This is a genomic window from Vibrio sp. SALL6 (genome assembly GCF_002002385.1).
Lineage (GTDB): Bacteria > Pseudomonadota > Gammaproteobacteria > Enterobacterales > Vibrionaceae > Vibrio > Vibrio parahaemolyticus.
The window spans coordinates 57,363-74,700 of the sequence record NZ_MQVK01000028.1 but is presented as its reverse complement, the minus strand read 5'-3'; the positions used below and the strand labels follow the sequence as shown (position 1 = coordinate 74,700).

Here is a 17,338-nt window from a genome sequence, read left to right as displayed (position 1 = left end):
ACATACATAACCGAACTAGAATTCGGGACAAATAAATAGAAATAAAGTCAGGTATCAATATGGATCAACAAGTTAAACAAGAGCGTTTGCAAGGCCGTCTAGGGCCAGAGATTAAGGAATTTCGTCAGGAGCGCCGTACTTTACAGCTTGCAACGGTAGACAGCGAAGGCCGTCCGAACGTAAGTTACGCGCCTTATGTTCAGAATCAGGAAGGTTACTTCGTTTTGATCTCTCAGATTGCTCGCCATGCTCGAAATCTGCTAGAAAATCCAAACGTTTCATTGATGATGATCGAAGATGAAGATTCATCCAAACAGCTTTTCGCACGTAAGCGTTTGACGTTTGATGCGGTAGCAACGGTTGTTGAGCGTGATACTGAAATGTGGCAATTGGTCGTTGGTCAGATGAAAGCGCGTTTCGGTGACATCATCGACGGTCTAAGTCAGCTTGAAGACTTTGTACTGTTCAACCTTAAAGCTGAGAAAGGTTTGTTCGTAAAAGGGTTCGGTCAAGCGTATCAAGTCTCAGGCGATGACTTGGTTGATTTTGTGCATCTACAAGAAGGCCACAAGAAAATCGAAAACGCCTAATGCGGACGTCGTTTTTATGATTACTAAGAGGGAGTTAGGTTATACTGACTCCCTTTTTTACATTGGAACAACAGCATGAGACCTGTAAGCAAGGAACTGAGCGAGATCTGTTATCCCTTTATTTACGAAGACAGCCCTGTGTGCGATTTCGAGATCACCGCAGATGAGTTGTGCAGCCGGATTGGGTTGGTGCTGTCGATGGAATTGGACGACTTCAGTCGAGATATTCTCACGCGCCTTCAGCCTAATGTTTACCATCTCAATGGTTCGGTGCGTGGCAAGTTAGCGATTACAGAATCGGAAGTTGAAGAGCTTAAAGCAGACTATGAGGCCGTAAAAGCGCGCATAGACGGTGGTTTTAAAGGTTTTGTGCTGCCCGGTGGCCATGCTACGTCTAGTCAATTGCATTTGTGTCGCTGCCAAGCAAAGAAAACCGTTCGAGCACTCGTCGCGATAGAGCATGCTGGGAAAAAGCAACCAGCGCCGATTCTGTTTCGTTACGCCAACTTAATGGCCAATGTCATTTACAGCTTGGCTTCCTACATTAATCATGTTTACCAAGTGGAAGAAACTGAGTTTGTGTCTCGCAGCTACGCTATGCCAAAGAAGTAAACGCTGTAAACAAGTCGCTTTAGTACACGTGCCTTAAGCGTCGCAGTGTCATCAATGGTCAGCAATAAATCGTTGAAATGACGACAAAGTGATAACGAATTCGAGTGAACACAAAGCCACATATTATGTTCAGTTAAACGTGCAGTTAAGAAGCCATGGCATTGGCTTCTAGCTCTTTTGCCCCGCGGAGCATAGCTTCGATGAGCTCACCAGCATTAAACTTTTCTAACGCTTCGTGAGCGCCAACTTGATGCGCTCTATCGACACAAATCTCACTCGACAGTGAAGTATGCAGAATGCGGTACGAGTGATTAAGAGCTGAGTCATTTTGCACTTCAAACGCTAACTCGTAACCATCCAACCCCGGCATTTCAATATCACTGACCAGAATATCTATTGGGCGGTTTGCTTCTGCCTCATTTTTCATCAACTGCAGTGCATCTGAGCCATTTTTACAAATTTGATAGGAGATATTGATGCTATCTAGCGCGTCACTTAATTGCTTACGCGCAATTGATGAGTCATCCACCAACAAGATATTCAGTGCTTTGAGGCGTTCACGCTCTACGTCCGTCAACATCGGGATATTCGCGTTTTCATACTGCGGATAAATTTTAGAAAGCAGCAGCTCGACATCGAGCATTTGAACTGTTTGATCGCCATAACGAGTGATACCCGTTACGAAGATGTTTTTTCCAGCACTTGCTGGTGGCGTTTCAATGGCTTTCCAATCACATTCGATGATCTTCTCTATGCTACGAACCATAAACGCAACCACAGTGCGTAAACAGTCGGTCACGATGAGGTAGCAGTTTTTGTATTCTTCTTGGGTAATTGGACGAAAGCCAACCGCAGCGGACATGTCGATAACAGGAACGGTGAGATCACGAATGGTCACCGTACCAATCACATGGTGATGGGAGTACGGGATTTTTGTGGTTGGCATGTAGGGTACAATTTCACGAACTTTAAGTGTCCCTATTGCGAAGTTTTGTTGCAGGGTGAGCTTAAACATCAACATACCCTGAGATTGATTCGCCTTACTAACGACTTTTGCCATGAAATAACCTTATAAATGCCACCGATTTGTGTCTAATCATATCTTATAAAGCGACAGCTTCAACCGTATAGGAAGTAAATGTGAGCTTTTTAAGCAATCTCTTTATAAATCGAGGTCAATATTACCCGCGTTGCACAGGTTTTCATCATCTAGCCAAGTGTTTTGGGGGCAAGCCATGGCCTAAAATGGGTAAGGTGGAGAAATGTTTGGCGCAAACCGGTGTATTCGGTAAACTTGCGCCACCAGAATAGTGAGAGATAAACACATGGCAAACACAGCAGCCGCATTGCACATTCTTGTTAAGCACAAAGAACAAGCTGAAGACATCATCAAGCAACTGAAAAAAGGCGCTAAATTCCAAACACTAGCGAAAAAATATTCAACTTGCCCGTCTGGCAAACGTGGTGGTGACCTCGGAGAGTTCCGTCGCGGTCAAATGGTGCCTCAATTCGACAAAGTTTGTTTTTCTGGTGAAGTGTTAACTCCGCACTTAGTCAAAACAAAATTTGGCTGGCATGTGGTCAAGGTTCTCTACAGAACATAGCCTCTACCCAGAGCTCATGAGCTGACTTTCGAGTTTCTCGAACGCCAGTACATACGAGCAGAAATCATGGTAAGCACGAATTGGCTTGCCATGATTCATTTATTCTTGCCCAAAATCATTCAGAGTCAGAAACTCTATTTAATTCCTTTCACACTATTAGTTCTAATGGCTTCAAGCTGACTGCAAAATAGACAACGTACCTCAATAGCAACCCTTACGTTCCCCAAAAACTTAGTCTTTAACAAATATAAGTTGGAGCGACGACCGTTCTCCCTTTGACTTACCTTGAGAAAACAACTCATACAAGATCAACGCACACTAACGCATTGTTAAATTAATGTTTAATAAGTGAGAGTTTTGTTGCTCTTTTACTAATGTCTAATATTCCTACCGGTAGCAACACATGCTTAATAAGTGCAAATCAATAAAGGTGCTCGATAGCAGCTAGGGTGTGGTCTCGTATTGGTCGAAGGTTTGTGTACCTCGCGAAACTCTAGTTGAGATGGTTCAGCTTTGAAACGTAAAAAAGGATAACTCAATGTCTGACTCAAGTAAGACTTTTTACAGAGATGTGCGCAAGAAACCGCATGAATTTGAAAGCAGAGAAGACTTTCTAAACCATGATTTAACCGTTATGAGCTTTCGTCGCTGGGGTATTCATTTGCCATCGCGTGATTACAGTATTGAAATCGAAGATTGGGTACCAGCGTTAGCCGCCACCATAGGCAAAGTGGTTATGGTGACCGCCATGGTTGCGGCCTTTGCCGCTCAGTTTGGTTTATCTCCGGAGTTCGTTGCAGAAAACGTGCGTTACGAACTGCTTATTGCAGGTGCTCTGTTCGTTATCCTGTTTTCCGCCATCCTAAACCCGAACGCAAACTTAGCCGGTACTCATGGCCCAATGATACCGCTGATTCCCATGATTGCCGCCGCAGGGGGACATCCACTGGCTCTCGGTTTGATGGTCTGTGCTTTTGGTTTAATTCTCGCTTTTACTAAAGGTGGTTCAAAACTCATGACCCTGACTGGCATTGGGGTTAGAGGTGGGTTGCTGATCTACCTTGGCGCAGTGGGATTGATCGGACAAATCAATAAGACAGAAGCGTGGGCTGCAAGTACCGACCAAGGTTACATCTCGTTTGTGGTCATTGGTCTAACGGTTATGGTTTATGCCTACTTAGCCAAGATCAACAAACGTTGGTTGGCTATCCCACTGTGTTCTGCGCTAGCGGGTATTGTCGCTTACGCGATGGGCGCTGAGTTTGCTTTTACCACGGAGCCGGGCCTGCCTAATTTCAGTCCATTCTACTGGTGGGGTGAAAATACCGGCTGGCAACTAGGTTGGCCAACGTTAGAGCACTTTATTGCTGTTACGCCATTTGCTCTGTTAGCCGTCGCTATGTGGTCTCCTGACTACCTCGGTCATCGAGTTTTTCAAGAACTTAACTACCCAAAAGAAGCGAAAGGCGTACTAATGGATGTCGACGATACGATGGTCGGCGCGTCTATTCGTCAGGGGGTTGGTTCACTATTAGGTGGCGGCAACCTAGCTTCTTCTTGGGGTACGTACATGATTCCAGCCGCAATTGCCAAACGTCCAATTCCTGGCGGCGCGCTATTAACTGGCTTAATGTGTATTGCCGCAGCGGTAATTGGTTACCCAATGGATCTCGCGATGTGGGAGCCTGTTTTGCGCGTTGCGTTGATTGTCGGTGTGTTCTTACCACTTCTTGAAGCGGGTATGCAGATGATTCATAAGCATAAAGATTCACTCAGTGCGGGTATCTGTATTTTTGCTTGTGCATTCGTTAACCCTGTGTTCGGCTGGGCAATAACTATGCTGTTGGATAACCTCGGACTTATCGGTGACCATGAGCGCGCTAACGAACTATCGGGTAAAGATAAATACCTGATCCCTGGCGTAGCCTTTATCATTTGCGCAGGTTCCCTTGCTGTCGTTGGTCAGCTTCCGGGTATTCCCGCTCTAATTAGCTAATAGACGCTCGTTCTAAAGGCATAGATGGTAACTATCTATGCCTTCTCTCGTTCCCACTCTACTCTTGTCCAAAGTCCATCGGATATTAGATAAGACTATTGGTTCATTTCTTTAGTGCTGAGTTAAACTCGATAAAGAGGGGGGAAGCCAATTTTCACTTCAGCGCCCTAGTCATTTGGAAATGGTGACTTGATGTTGATGTAATTTGTTTATGCCCCTTTATGTGTTACGTCTAGACGTAACACATTATGTGATCTGATAATGTTCAGGTAGAAAAATTAATGGCCAGCATAATTAAAGACGTTGCCCCACAGCTTCCTTTAATGAAAACATTAATGATTTGGTTAAAAATGGGGCTTTTCCCAGCGGCTCGCTAGTGTTTTTGAATTCAATCGTGTACTTATAATCAGTCTTTGACTGACAAGAATAGAGCAGGGCAAATATTAAACCTAAGGCGAAACAAAGGTTTTTATATAGCAGGTGTAGTGCTTGAGGATGGTTGAATCAATGAGCAGTAGGTCAAGTATTATTCAGCAGTCATTACTGCCCAAACCGAGCTAGCAGTAGCAGCTAGGAAGTCCCCGTTCCAGTTACTTTACCAACTCATATGAATTTCTTAGTAGCACTTTACACAAATGCGAATCACTTTCAACGAACTGCCAAGAAATTCTCGGTAGTTTAGTTGCTATGGAGTTATTCCCTAAATGAAAAATCGTTAGTTTAATAGGTCTATAAATTTTTGGGTTAATTGTTAAAGATCTAGTTTGCTATTTAATCAACTGAATGATGTTTTTTTATCTAACAATAGCCATTAAATTAGGCCATAGCGGAGGAAAGGGATATGAGATCAGAAAATAAAATATTATAATTTCCTTTTGACGTGATGTCGATTTTCATAAAGCTCATTGAAAAGAAATGTCTATAGTGAGGTCAAAGATAAACTATCTGTTATGTGCTCTCTGACCATATTTTTGTCTAAATAATATCAATTTTTGGAAAGTCGATCTTTGGTTTCGTGATATTATTTACCCAATTACTAAACGTGTTTAGTGCCGTCCATGCGCAAACCTGAATGATCTGATTCTCAGTTAGCCCATTATAAAAGGCTAGTTCAATATCGTCTTGACTGATATTTCCCTTCCTTTCAAGAATTGTCCTAGACAGAAATAACATAGCTTGCTCACCCGAGTCCTCAGCTATGCCTCGCTGAGCATCAGAGCATTCCTCCAATGTCAGACCAATTCTCTTTGCAGAGAAAGTATGACCGCTAACGCAGTAATGACACTGATTATAATTTGCCACGTTAAGTGAGATTAGTTCTCTCTGTCGCTCACTGAGACTTCCGAATTCTTTGATCGACTCCTCAAATTTCAGATAGCCATTCAAGCTCGCTCCATCTATGCCTAATGCAGCAAAGAAATTCGGAATCATTCCGTATTTTTCATTAAACTCAATTAGAATTGGAGCTGCTATTTCATCAGCTGTTTGAATCGTTTTAAGAGTGAATTTTTTCATCTTAATAACCTTAATTATTTTGCTAAAGCAGCCACATTTATGGTTTTGCTAGTAATGTTTTTGAGATTGTTTCTTTAACTGTAATAAACTTAGCACGGTAAGTAGAGCAAAGAATGCTGGGTCGCTCCATCCAAACCCTACAAATATACCTGTTATACCAGCGTATCCGGTGATAATTACTCCTAAAAAATTGGTAACGACCAGTGCTTTAATCAATTGTTGAATCGTTTCTCTGTGTTCAATATTTCTTAAAAGTAAGCTGACGGCTGAAATTCCGCCTAGAAATATACTTGTATGCTGTGATAGAAAATAAGCATATTTGTCATTGATTTCTACTCCATACATTGGCCACATAATGCTTGGTACAACGAATAAAGCGATGGCAAAGGCAGCGTAAACACTGCCATGGATTGTCAGAAAAGTTTTATTACTCATTATCCCTTCCTACCTTCTAACTGGGCCATTATTTATAGCAGTTAACGGCTTGTTAATGTCAAAGATAATACCTCGAACATCAGCAACCCCCATCTTTTTTAAGCGTTTGCTGTGCATTGTGAGGTATTCTTGAGCGCTAGTTTCATCTTCAAAAAGATAGATTCCGCCGCCTAGTTTTTCTGACTCACTTTCTGTCCAAATTTTCCAGATCAGTCCAGGTTCTTCATTTATTGATACAGCAAGCTCTTTCAGTGCTTCTGACATTTCCACGCCCATAGGACCAAGGTATTCAAAGTCTACTTGTAGCAGTTTCATAGTACATTCTCCGTTTATGATGCAAGCTCATCTTGTTATCGATAGAGTCATTTTTACCTATAAAAATAAGACAGAAAAGTTCATAATATTGCGAATTTCTGTGTAAAAAATTAACAGGTTGACGCTTTGAGACTAAAAAGTACTTTAGAGCAATGGGTTACGCTCCAAGAAATTGATAAAGCAGGAAGTATCCAAGCTGCTGCTGAATCATTAAACAAAAGTCATACGACACTTATCTACTCGATTAGAAAGCTAGAAGAGCAATTAGACGTAAAGTTACTTGAGATTAAAGGTCGACGTGCAACACTAACCGAACTAGGTAAATCTTTATTGAGAAGGGCTAGCAGCATGCTAGAGCAAGCTGTAGAGCTGGAGGATTTGAGTCAACAAATATCCGCGGGAGTTGAGTCGGAGATAACGGTTTCAATCGATCATCTTTGCGATCCAACTCTTTTATATAGGCCTATGGCTGAATACCTAAAACGCAATAAGCTAACTTCAATTCGGGTCCTTGAAACATCTTTGTCAAAGACTCATGACGTCGTCACCAATGAGCAAGCCGACATTGCAATCATCAACTTACCCATTACAAATTATCCTGCTCAGTCATTTTCTCTAACAACAATGGTTCCGGTTGTTTCAACTGAACATCCTTTAGCTTCAGAAGAACAACTGTGTATGTCAGATTTTGCAACTCATTGTCAAATAGTCGTACGCGATCTCGGTTCGTCTAATCAAGCAGGACCAAATAATCAAGATGTTGGATGGCTAAAGTCGAAACAGAGAATCACAGTAGATAACTTTGATCATGCGTTTCGAGCGGTAGAGTTAGGCGTAGGCTTTTGCCGTTTACCTACACATATCGTTGCTAAAAGAAATCGAGGACAGTTAAAAATATTAGAAGTAGAACAAAACGGAAGCTATCGAGTCCCTTTGCATATTACATTACCCAAAGGTGCAAAGACGGGGCCAGCAGCAAAATGCTTTTACGACTTGCTGTTGGAGATGATTGAGTAGTAAATTACGATTTTCAAAAAAACTTTGTGTCTTATAAAAAAGTAAAAATTATAAATAAGGAGAGATTTCTTGAAGCTAGATGCCATTCTATGGGATTACGATGGAACATTGGTTAATTCTGTACCTAAGAATATTGATATCACCAAAAACATTCTATCTATCGTGGCTCCACATTTAACCGGGGATAATCTTCCAAAATACTTATGGAGCGAATAGTCATATCATGTGGCTAACCACGAAGCTCGAAACTGGCAAGAGCTGTACCTAGAGTATTATGGAATGTCTCATTCTGAGATGACTCTAGCTGGTAGCCTTTGGTCTGAACATCAAGAAAGAAATCAGACCCCTGTTGAAGTATTTGAGGGGATTAATAGTGTGTTATCTAAATACAGCCAAATCCCTCATGGTATTTGCTCTCAGAATTCTCAATTGAACATTCGCAACGTACTTGAGCAAAATGAATACTTTCTAGCTATAGTTGGTTATGACGATGTTTCAAACAGTTACCAAAAGCCTCATCCATTTGGTGGTTTAAAGTGTGTGGAAAGCATTGTTGAGAATAAAGGGAGCAAACGCCTTATTTACATTGGGGATCATGAGGCAGATGTGGAGTTTGCCAGAAACTTAGAAGCCTCTCTTAATGATGGCAGCAAGGTTATTTCTATAGCGGTTGGTTACAGTCATTCACAACCTGAAAATTGGTCTGTTCAGCCAGATCACTTTGCTAAAAATGTATCCGATTTAACATCGATAATCGCGATGTATGAATAGGTCAACCTCTATTCAAGTTTATCGTCGTTTGGATCATGAGCCGAGAGGCACTCAGCGAGCACCTCTTGGTTTAGTATCATTATGGTATGATCGCGAATGAATTCAAAGCCATACCAGATGCGCCGCGAATTCTTGGAGGGTTAAGAACAAGTAGGAATTCATATTGGCCCGATTCAGAAAGTGCTTCTCCTAGCTCTTCTAAATTAATATTTTCAACAATATAGATCCCGTTCTCAGCCAAAAAGATTCTATGCACTGGGAAGGTAGAACCACTCTCGGGAACTACCTCAAAGCTCAATTGATCAGAACCACCTAGAAATATCTTTTTGTTAGCTAACCAGTGGGCAGCATTCACTCCTATGCCAGGCCTTGCGCCCATGTATTTGTCTTTATCACTATCAAAAAATTGGCCAAAACCTGTTCTCAGTAAAACGGAAATCCCAGGTTCCAGTAAGATGTTTTGTTTTTTTGCTGCACCCTGTATGTCTTCGATGGTGATTTCATATCCGGCTTCTAAATGATCAACGGACTTATAGCGAGCTATATCAAGTAAGATCGCTTTATTGATTAACTTTTGTGTTGGGTACTCTTCTATACCACGATACTTCAAGCCTGTTGCGCCATCGCTTCCTGTTGCATCTAAGCCCCCATATAGTTTGCCTTTATGTCCTATATGACCAATTGCATCAATTGTAGGAGCACCATGCTGACCACTGAAGTACATCATGTCTGCTGCAAATGACATGTCCGGCAACAATCCATCTGTCTCTTTGTGGTTTTCTATCAATGCTGATCTGAAAGGTGGGTTCATTGTTAACAATGGTGAATTAGCATCCCATATATAATTTAGCTCTATGATTTGAGAAGCATTGACAGCTTCTATTAAGTTGATCTTAGTATCTGCGAAGGCATTCTTGTTAGTTAGCGCTAGGATAATTGCTATTTCGGCTGCTTTTCTAAATTTAGGTATAAATTTCATAACTGTTCTCGGCTACGTCCCACTTTTGTTAAGAACAAAAGAGAGATAGTTTAGTGGACGGTCTTTTAGCATGTATAAATGGTGAACAAGCTAACACTTTCGCATTCTCATCCAAGATGAAAAACTATGGAAGTTCATAAAACTGAGTCAAACAGTAGAAAAAATTGACAGCTATGAATGGCTACATTGGATGTAAACCTACGTCTAAATGTGAGTTGTTTATACATGCCATGAGTTGTTAGTAATTCACTGAATAAACATGAAACTTTTTTCCTCAACTCAGTTTTGAGCTGGCTTATCAGGGGAATAGCCATTGATATTATTAGCAGTGATGCTTAGTGGTGAACGAATTCTGTGTCAATCTACGGCTTATTGGGACTGGAAGACTACTGTTGCTGTTTTATTTCAGGTTTATCCAACAACATTATTTGGTTATTAGTATGGAATTTACTTCTTATTAAGCTCCCTTTGAGCATAACAGCTCCTTTTCCTATTCTTGTGTTAGTATTTGCTTTACTCAGTGGGTATATAGGAAGAAACTTCGTCTATTGGGCAAAATTTAGGATTCGTTTTGATTGTGAGACCTCAAAATCAGATTGGATGCCAAAAAAATGCCTAAAGTGATTTAAATTCAGATGCTTAGAGGTTAAGCTGCTGCTTTAAGCAGTACAGCAGCTTTGTCCTATTTTTTGGTTGTTTTATTTACTCTTAGAGTTTTTGTAGATGGACAATCAGCGCCGATTCAGGGTCTAGAATGGGCAGATTCAAGCCAATTTCCTTTAAATTGTCTCCGCTTAACGTTAGGGTTTTATCCAACCATTTAGGTTGCTGCTTCATTAATTGGAGGCAGGTTTGAGGCATCTCAACCAACTTCACATGGTATCTGGCGTTGACATCTGCGCAGCTAATGCGAAGAGGAGAGGGAAGGGCGTGATCTGGCATCGCTAATTGACACACGGTGATCAACATTTCGTCTTCACTCTCGACACCATAGATGTTTTGATTTCTATCTGCTGGGTCAATGCGAAAGCCTCGTCCAGAGTGCAGCAAGTCACGGTATTGTTTATGCAGAGCGATGTAGCGAGAGAACGCAGCTTTTTCTTGTTCCGACTCTTTTACTGGGTCCAATTCGACGCCCATATGACCACCCAATGCCGTTACACCGCGCATATTGATCCCTTGGCGGCGATTCGTTGAGTGGCACTCTTCGGTCCCTATGTGTGCTCCCATCACTTCTGGTGGGAAAAAGTAACTCATGCCTCTCTGAATCGCTTGGCGCTCTAACGCATCATTACAATCCGAAGCCCAGAAACGCTGTGTGCGCTTTAAGATTTCAAAATCAGCGCGGCCACCACCAGAAGAACAAGATTCAATTTCTACATTAGGGTGAGCTTTGTTTAACTCATCAACTAACCGATACAGCGCTTGGGTTTGTCCATGTACCGCAGGTCGACCAAGGTGACCTGGCTGAACCAGTTCTCGGTTCATATCCCATTTGAAATAGGCAATATTGTATCGAGTAAGCAGATCATTAAGACGATCATAGACGTAGCTGAAACATTCTTCGTTTTGCAGATCGAGAACATACTGCCATCGACCAGAAGGTTGATGATAGCCTTGTAAGGCTAGCACCCATTCAGGATGCTTACGGTAGAGATTAGAATCTTCACTCACCATTTCCGGCTCAACCCAAAGACCAAATTCCATGCCTTTTTGATTGACATGCTCGATAACCGGCTCTAGACCATTTGGGTACTTGCGTTCGTCCAAGAACCAGTCGCCCAACCCTGCACGATCATCATCACGACCAATAAACCAACCATCATCAATGATGAATCGTTCAACACCCATTTCGGCTGCTTCAGTGGCCATTTGCATGATGTATTCAGGGTTATGGTCGAAGTAGATGCCTTCCCACGTATTCAGATGGACTGGGCGAGGTTTGTTGGTTGGAAACTTGACAATATTCTCGCGAACAAACTGCTGGAAACGTTGTGAAATGCCGTTCAAACCCGTGTTGCTATAGCAACCGTATAGCCAAGGTGTTTGGTACTCATCACCAGCTTGAAGAATCATTTCACCCGCAAGCAGAAGTTCGCCAGCTTGGACAAATCGGCGACCATCGCTGCGTACATCCGCTCGCATTTGGTGGTTACCACTCCAACCAAGATGGAATCCCCACACTTGACCAATTTGCTCACTAAATCCATTTGTGCCAACAAACAGTCCAGGGAAGTTTTCGTGCGATGTACGACCTCGGCGGTTTTCCTGCATAAAGCCACCGTGTTCAAAGCGTTGACGCTGAGTCTGGAACTCGTGGCACCAACGGCCGTGGAAAGTCATTAATTCATTGGCGTGATTTGGCAGGGGTAGCGTTGAAGACAATTTGCCCAAATAGTAATTTTTGTCGCCGATGTTTTTAACGGTAATGCGTTTTTGAATCACGTCGGTGTCGAAGTCCAAATTCAACTCGACAACAAGTTCAAGTTTCGCCACATCATCTGACATAAAAAACGTCAGGTGATTGCCGTTTAATTGCGTGGAAGTCAGTGTGAAAACGGGTGCCCAATCATGGCCATCACGGTGGCCTTCAATCCCTGGAGCATTGAAATGACCGCTACCTAACTCAGGGCATAGAGACAATGGCACATCGACATCTAATCGAGCTTGCGAAATAGGACGTTCCGTAGACAGCACGAGATCTTCATCAATTTGTGCAATCTTTGCGCCCCAATGCAGGATTTCTGGTACTCGATCTACTTTTATAATCAGACTGTGATTATCGCTTTTTAGGTGGATAAATTCGCTCATAACCGATTCAACCTTTTGGTTTCAAACTTAAATAAATTTCAATTGAAGATACTGTTGGCGCTTTATTTGCGGTTCACGCAAAGCCTGAACCCGACAAAGTCGTTGCCGTTGTGGAATAAAACGCCTAGTTGTCAACAGCAGGCGTTTTATCCATGAGGTTTTGATGGTTTAGTAGGCCTTTACTGGCTCATCACTTTCATTCGTGCCGTTTTTATCAGCAGTAGAAGCACTGATGTGATCGTATTTTTCAGTCAGGCTATCTTGGATTTTTTGCAGGTTGTCGCCGTTTAATTTATAGAAGCGGAAGTAAACAACCAAAGCAATCGCAAAGAAAAACGCAGGTAGGCCGACCATGATGCACTGCATACCAAATATCGTTTCAGCGCTTTGTTCTACATTGGGTACATAATTGACTGCCGCAAGCGCAATACCAATAAAGAATGCGGCAAATGCTGAACCTGCTTTTACGACCAGTGTCTGTACCGAATAGGCCACACTCTCACAGCGAGAACCCAGTTTGTATTCGCCATAATCGACGGTGTCCGCCACCATAATCACGTTGAGTACCCAGAACAGTGCCGTACCGATTTGCAGTAGAACCCCAGCGGTAGAAATGAGTAAGATGCTTTGTTTGTCGTACATGCCGACATAGATAAGTACAGCGCTGCCAAGAATAGGGAAGCTTGAAGCGCATGCCCATAGAACTCGACGAGAGAACTTTCTTGCCAATTTAGGGAACAGCACTAAAGTAATCAGGTTAGCAATACCCGCGTATGACATGTAGTAAGGGAACAGATCATCGTTTCCAACAACGTATGTGAAGTAATAGACCGCAAACGCCATGATGATGTTGGTGGCTAGGTTGTAAGACAGAGCCATACACAACACGCTGGTCAATTGATCATTTTTATAGATTAATGAGACAAGCTTTTTCAGTGATACTTTTTGTTCTGGTTGAGTGTCTTCAAGGTGCGCCGTTGAGTAGCGTTCTTTAACATTACGTAAGGTAATGTAGGTTGACACTACGAAGCAAAGGATAAGCATGACTGCAAAAACTTGGAATCCGAAACCTTTGTCGTCTTCACCTACGGCGTCAATGAACGGCATTGCAATCGCTGCGGTAACAATCCAAGCAAGACTTGCAAAGAAACGAGGATAAGGAACGAGTTCTTCTCTTTCTCGTTTATCGAGAGTAAGGGTTGGAACCAATGACCAAAAAGGGATGTCCATTAATGTGTAAGTCATGCCCCACAAGATGTAAGTGATTGCTGCATAAGCGATAAGCCAAATTCCATCTAAGTGGTGCGCGAAGAACAAACTAAAAAGCACGACAGAGTTAGTAATAGTGCCAACTAAAATCCAAGGCTTGAATTTTCCCCAGCGAGAGCGGGTATTGTTCACAATCCAGCCCATAATCGGGTCATTTACGGCGTCCCATACTCTAGCGATTAAGAAAATGGTGCCGACCGCTGCCGCGGAAATGCCAGCGACATCGGTGTAGTAAAACATTAGATACATATAGACGATGGTAATTGCAAAGTCCTTACCAAATGCCCCAAAGCCGTAACTTAGCTTTGTTTTCATCGAGATACTCATTTGTTACTCCTTTCGTCCTCTAAATAGAGGGCAGTGTAGTTACACGTTATGGTTTTATATTAAATTTTTATTGATGCACCCAATCTGGCAGCCAACTGCCATGCGCGTCGATAAGGTCGTCCACCAGTGCATAAATTTCTTCTAGTCCAAGCGTCGCAGAGGTGTGAGGATCCAACATGGCGGCATGGTAAATACGCTCGCGATTTTGTGTGACAATCGCTTCAGTTAGCAAAGTCTGAACATTGATGTTGGTTTGCATCAACGCCGCTAAGTGGTTAGGAATACGGCCAACTTTGGTCGGCTGAATACCGTTTGCATCCACCAGACAAGCGACTTCAACACAGCAGCCTGTAGGAAGGTTGTCGATCAGATCTTCGTTTTTGACGTTTCCGTAGATAACGCTCGGTGTGCCTGTCCAGATTGAGTTAATGATGGTACTGGCGTATTCGTTCGATTGTTTGACACTGATTTGGTCTGCATTTTTGAACGCCTCAAGCTCGGTTTTCCACTGGCTTATTTGTTCTACGCAGCGCTTTGGATACTCATCAAGTGGTACTTTGTAACGCTCAATCAAATCAGGGCGATTGGGTTTGATAAAATAGGGGGTGTACTCAGCGAAATGCTCAGAAGATTCGGTGACAAAATAGCCGAGTTTTTTAAACATTTCATAGCGAACGAGGTTTTCACAGCGTCCGTTGTTGTGGATCCCTGGCTTAGGTGCGCGACCATCTGCAAAGGCTTGAAGTAGATCTGGATAGATGTCTACATATTCACCTTGGCCAATTTTCTTCTCCAGTGTTAGGTAGTACGCCATATGGTTGATACCAGCACAGGTATAGCGAAGATCAGCGACATCAATGTTTAAATCTCGTGCTAACTCCTCAGCGGTACCTTGTACAGAGTGGCATAAACCGACTTGCTTGATGTGAGGATACATCTCGTACATGGCCCAAGTGTTCATCGCCATTGGATTCACATAATTGAGCATGGTTGCGTTTGGACACACTTCCGTCATGTCTTCACAAACGCGCCATAGATGTGGGACAGTGCGTAGCGAACGCATGATACCGCCGGGGCCTAAAGTGTCAGCAATCGTTTGTTCTAAACCGTGGCGTTTACAGACTTCGAAGTCTGTTATGGTGCAAGGATCGTAGCCGCCAATCTGAAATGCAATCACAACAAAGTCTGCATCTCTCAACGCTTCTTTTTGGTTCAAGTAACTGGTAATCGTGCCTGTCGCGCCTGCCGACTCCATCAATTTTTTTACGACAAGATGTGATTCTTCTAAGCGAACTTCATCAATATCCATCAGCGCAATTTGCGCCTCTTTTAGGGCGGGTTTATGGAACACATCACCAAGAATGTTTTTTACAAAAATGGTGGAACCAGCGCCGATAAAGGTAATTTTAGGGCCTTTCATTGTTATATCCTTTATATCTAATACCTCTGTTTCACACTCGAAATTTACACCTCTGCCACAGGGATATTCTTCTCAGTTTTATTCTTTAAACTCCTATTTTCTAATATTTAATATCTCGATTTCACATATCTTAGGAAATGGGATAAGTTTGAGTATTTCTAGGAATAGGTGATAAATAATGATAAATATCAATGTATATAATTGATATTTAATGGTTTATTTTTTATGTTAATTGAAGGTAAAAGGTTTTAATAGTGTGACTTATACTTTTGAACTATAATTCTTTATACGGTTTTCTAAGGATAATGTAATGAAGCAACTCGATGCTGAAGCTCTGAAGGTAGTGTCCCAAGAGAAGCACTCATCCGATACTGTATTAGTCAGCCCTCTGTCTCTCTATTCTTCTGGTGAGAACATTGATATTGAGTTAAGAGCCCCGTATGCGATGCCTGGCTATCATTGGCACGGGCAGATAGAAATCAATATTCCTTTTGGCGATGATGTCGAGTACATGTTTAATGGCAGTCCGGTTGTGGTAAAAAGTGGGGCGATTGGACTTTTTTGGGCTGCGGTGCCTCATCGTTTAACCGACCCGGGCAAGAGTCACAATATGGGGATCATCAATATTCCTATTCATCACTTTATGTCGTGGACGCTGGAACGTGATTTTGTCAACCAGATAACTCACGGCTGCGTACTCGAATCCACATCGTGTTCATTAGTCAGTGAGTTTGAAATTGCGCGCTGGGCTCAAGAGATCAAGCACGCTTCTGAAAGCCGTCAACAATTAGCTGCGGAAGAAATCGCGCTTATGCTCAAACGAATGTGCCTAGATGGTTGGGAGTTATTGAGTAGCAATAAACAAGAAAAATCGACAAAGAAAGGGGTATCCAAACACTCCCAATTTTATGTTAGTCAAATGCTGGAGTTTATAGCGGCGCATCATAATCAGCCACTGACAAACAAAGATATCGCGGAGCATGTCGGCTTGCATAGCAACTATGCGATGAACTTGTTTCAAAGAACGATGCAAATGACCATAAAACAGTACATTACTGCGATGAGAATTAATCATGCACGAGCTTTGTTAAGCGATACAGATAGGACCATTCTCGATATTTCACTCACCGTTGGTTTTAATTCAATCAGCCGTTTTTACGATACCTTTCAGGCACAAATCGGCTTAACTCCGACTCAATATCGAAATCGAGCACGAGAAGATTATCGATGGAGCAATCATGGGAGCAATCCGCTTTACGATTTAGAAAAGGGTGCCTGCGATGGTAAAAAGCCTTTAACAATTAGAAAATAGAAAAGTAGGCGAAGAAAGCGATTCAAACCATGCTTGCTCTAATTGTGCAATCTGGACCCACATCACGTAGTTCACTAGTTAGGTGGCTCATATTTGTTAGAGCCATCGAGCTTTTGACAACTAACTGACCGATTACGTGGATGTCGACTTTGTTAGAGGACCATCCCTGATCAGAGTCATCATAGTTCTGTGGTATCCCTCTTTGTTGTGTGCGACAGCGCTAGAGGTTCCAGACTCAATGGTTTCAAATCGATTGGGCATATATGGAGTCGCGGATTCACCAGTATCAGATAACAACAGATCTCGGGGATCGTCAAGGTCTGTTTAGTTCAATGATGAAGCTATTTACTTGTTTCTGGAAGTTT

General features: G+C 42.4%; 14 protein-coding genes and 2 pseudogenes. 8 read left to right on the top strand and 8 right to left on the bottom strand.

Features of this window, described 5'->3' with window-relative positions; translation table 11 throughout:
* Positions 1 to 59 precede the first annotated feature (59 nt).
* Entirely contained in the window at positions 60 to 590 is a 531-nt protein-coding gene (gene hutZ, locus BIW15_RS18625) for a heme utilization protein HutZ (RefSeq protein WP_005488117.1), read from the top strand.
* 75 nt (positions 591 to 665) lie between these two features.
* A complete protein-coding gene (locus BIW15_RS18620) occupies positions 666 to 1,202 on the top strand; it encodes an ATP:cob(I)alamin adenosyltransferase (RefSeq protein ID WP_005488170.1) in 537 nt (178 codons plus the stop codon).
* Positions 1,203 to 1,347: 145 nt separating this feature from the next.
* On the opposite strand, the gene BIW15_RS18615 is transcribed toward BIW15_RS18620, so the two are convergent.
* Positions 1,348 to 2,262: a chemotaxis protein gene (locus BIW15_RS18615; protein WP_005457535.1), complete on the bottom strand. Its 915-nt coding sequence runs from the start codon at positions 2,260 to 2,262 to the stop codon at positions 1,348 to 1,350.
* Between the two features lie 265 nt (positions 2,263 to 2,527).
* Here BIW15_RS18615 and ppiC point away from each other — a divergent pair, with 265 nt between their 5' ends.
* Entirely contained in the window at positions 2,528 to 2,806 is a 279-nt protein-coding gene (ppiC, locus tag BIW15_RS18605; protein WP_005375342.1) for a peptidylprolyl isomerase PpiC, read from the top strand.
* Positions 2,807 to 3,344: 538 nt separating this feature from the next.
* On the top strand, positions 3,345 to 4,802 hold the full coding sequence (locus BIW15_RS18600; protein WP_005498234.1) for a DUF3360 domain-containing protein: 1,458 nt from the start codon (positions 3,345 to 3,347) through the stop codon (positions 4,800 to 4,802).
* A 975-nt stretch (positions 4,803 to 5,777) separates the two neighbouring features.
* On the opposite strand, the gene BIW15_RS18595 is transcribed toward BIW15_RS18600, so the two are convergent.
* Genes BIW15_RS18595 through BIW15_RS18585 form a run of 3 tightly spaced genes read right to left on the bottom strand, consistent with a single transcriptional unit; the run spans position 5,778 to position 7,067 of the window.
* Positions 5,778 to 6,317, bottom strand: a complete 540-nt coding sequence (locus BIW15_RS18595; protein WP_077281430.1) for a carboxymuconolactone decarboxylase family protein — start codon at positions 6,315 to 6,317, stop codon at positions 5,778 to 5,780.
* A 48-nt stretch (positions 6,318 to 6,365) separates the two neighbouring features.
* Positions 6,366 to 6,752, bottom strand: coding sequence for a hypothetical protein (locus BIW15_RS18590; protein WP_025635737.1), 387 nt, complete (start codon positions 6,750 to 6,752; stop codon positions 6,366 to 6,368).
* A gap of 9 nt (positions 6,753 to 6,761) precedes the next feature.
* Complete coding sequence (locus BIW15_RS18585) at positions 6,762 to 7,067, bottom strand: monooxygenase (protein WP_077281429.1); 306 nt, start codon at positions 7,065 to 7,067, stop codon at positions 6,762 to 6,764.
* 126 nt (positions 7,068 to 7,193) lie between these two features.
* On the opposite strand from BIW15_RS18585, the gene BIW15_RS18580 reads away from it, so the two are divergent.
* Positions 7,194 to 8,084, top strand: a complete 891-nt coding sequence (locus BIW15_RS18580; protein ID WP_077281428.1) for a LysR family transcriptional regulator — start codon at positions 7,194 to 7,196, stop codon at positions 8,082 to 8,084.
* A 69-nt stretch (positions 8,085 to 8,153) separates the two neighbouring features.
* Positions 8,154 to 8,855, top strand: a pseudogene (locus tag BIW15_RS18575) (HAD family hydrolase).
* Between the two features lie 79 nt (positions 8,856 to 8,934).
* On the opposite strand, the gene BIW15_RS18570 reads toward BIW15_RS18575, so the two are convergent.
* The gene (locus tag BIW15_RS18570) at positions 8,935 to 9,834 is read right to left on the bottom strand and encodes a cyclase family protein (RefSeq protein WP_025635744.1); all 900 of its coding nucleotides are present in this window, start codon (positions 9,832 to 9,834) and stop codon (positions 8,935 to 8,937) included.
* A 310-nt stretch (positions 9,835 to 10,144) separates the two neighbouring features.
* Between BIW15_RS18570 and BIW15_RS25355 the strand changes: the two are divergent.
* Positions 10,145 to 10,362, top strand: a pseudogene (locus BIW15_RS25355) (hypothetical protein); the annotation flags it as partial.
* Between the two features lie 180 nt (positions 10,363 to 10,542).
* Here BIW15_RS25355 and BIW15_RS18565 read toward each other — a convergent pair.
* The 3 genes from BIW15_RS18565 to BIW15_RS18555 form a co-directional block, all read right to left on the bottom strand.
* The gene (locus BIW15_RS18565; RefSeq protein ID WP_025503959.1) at positions 10,543 to 12,645 is read right to left on the bottom strand and encodes an alpha-galactosidase; all 2,103 of its coding nucleotides are present in this window, start codon (positions 12,643 to 12,645) and stop codon (positions 10,543 to 10,545) included.
* Between the two features lie 168 nt (positions 12,646 to 12,813).
* Positions 12,814 to 14,241: a melibiose:sodium transporter MelB gene (gene melB / locus BIW15_RS18560; RefSeq protein WP_069533485.1), complete on the bottom strand. Its 1,428-nt coding sequence runs from the start codon at positions 14,239 to 14,241 to the stop codon at positions 12,814 to 12,816.
* A 67-nt stretch (positions 14,242 to 14,308) separates the two neighbouring features.
* Positions 14,309 to 15,661 (bottom strand): alpha-glucosidase/alpha-galactosidase, encoded by a 1,353-nt coding sequence (locus BIW15_RS18555; protein WP_025542823.1) that lies wholly within the window; start codon positions 15,659 to 15,661, stop codon positions 14,309 to 14,311.
* A 310-nt stretch (positions 15,662 to 15,971) separates the two neighbouring features.
* Here BIW15_RS18555 and melR point away from each other — a divergent pair, with 310 nt between their 5' ends.
* Positions 15,972 to 16,973: a transcriptional regulator MelR gene (melR, locus tag BIW15_RS18550; protein WP_025503956.1), complete on the top strand. Its 1,002-nt coding sequence runs from the start codon at positions 15,972 to 15,974 to the stop codon at positions 16,971 to 16,973.
* Positions 16,974 to 17,338: the final 365 nt, after the last annotated feature.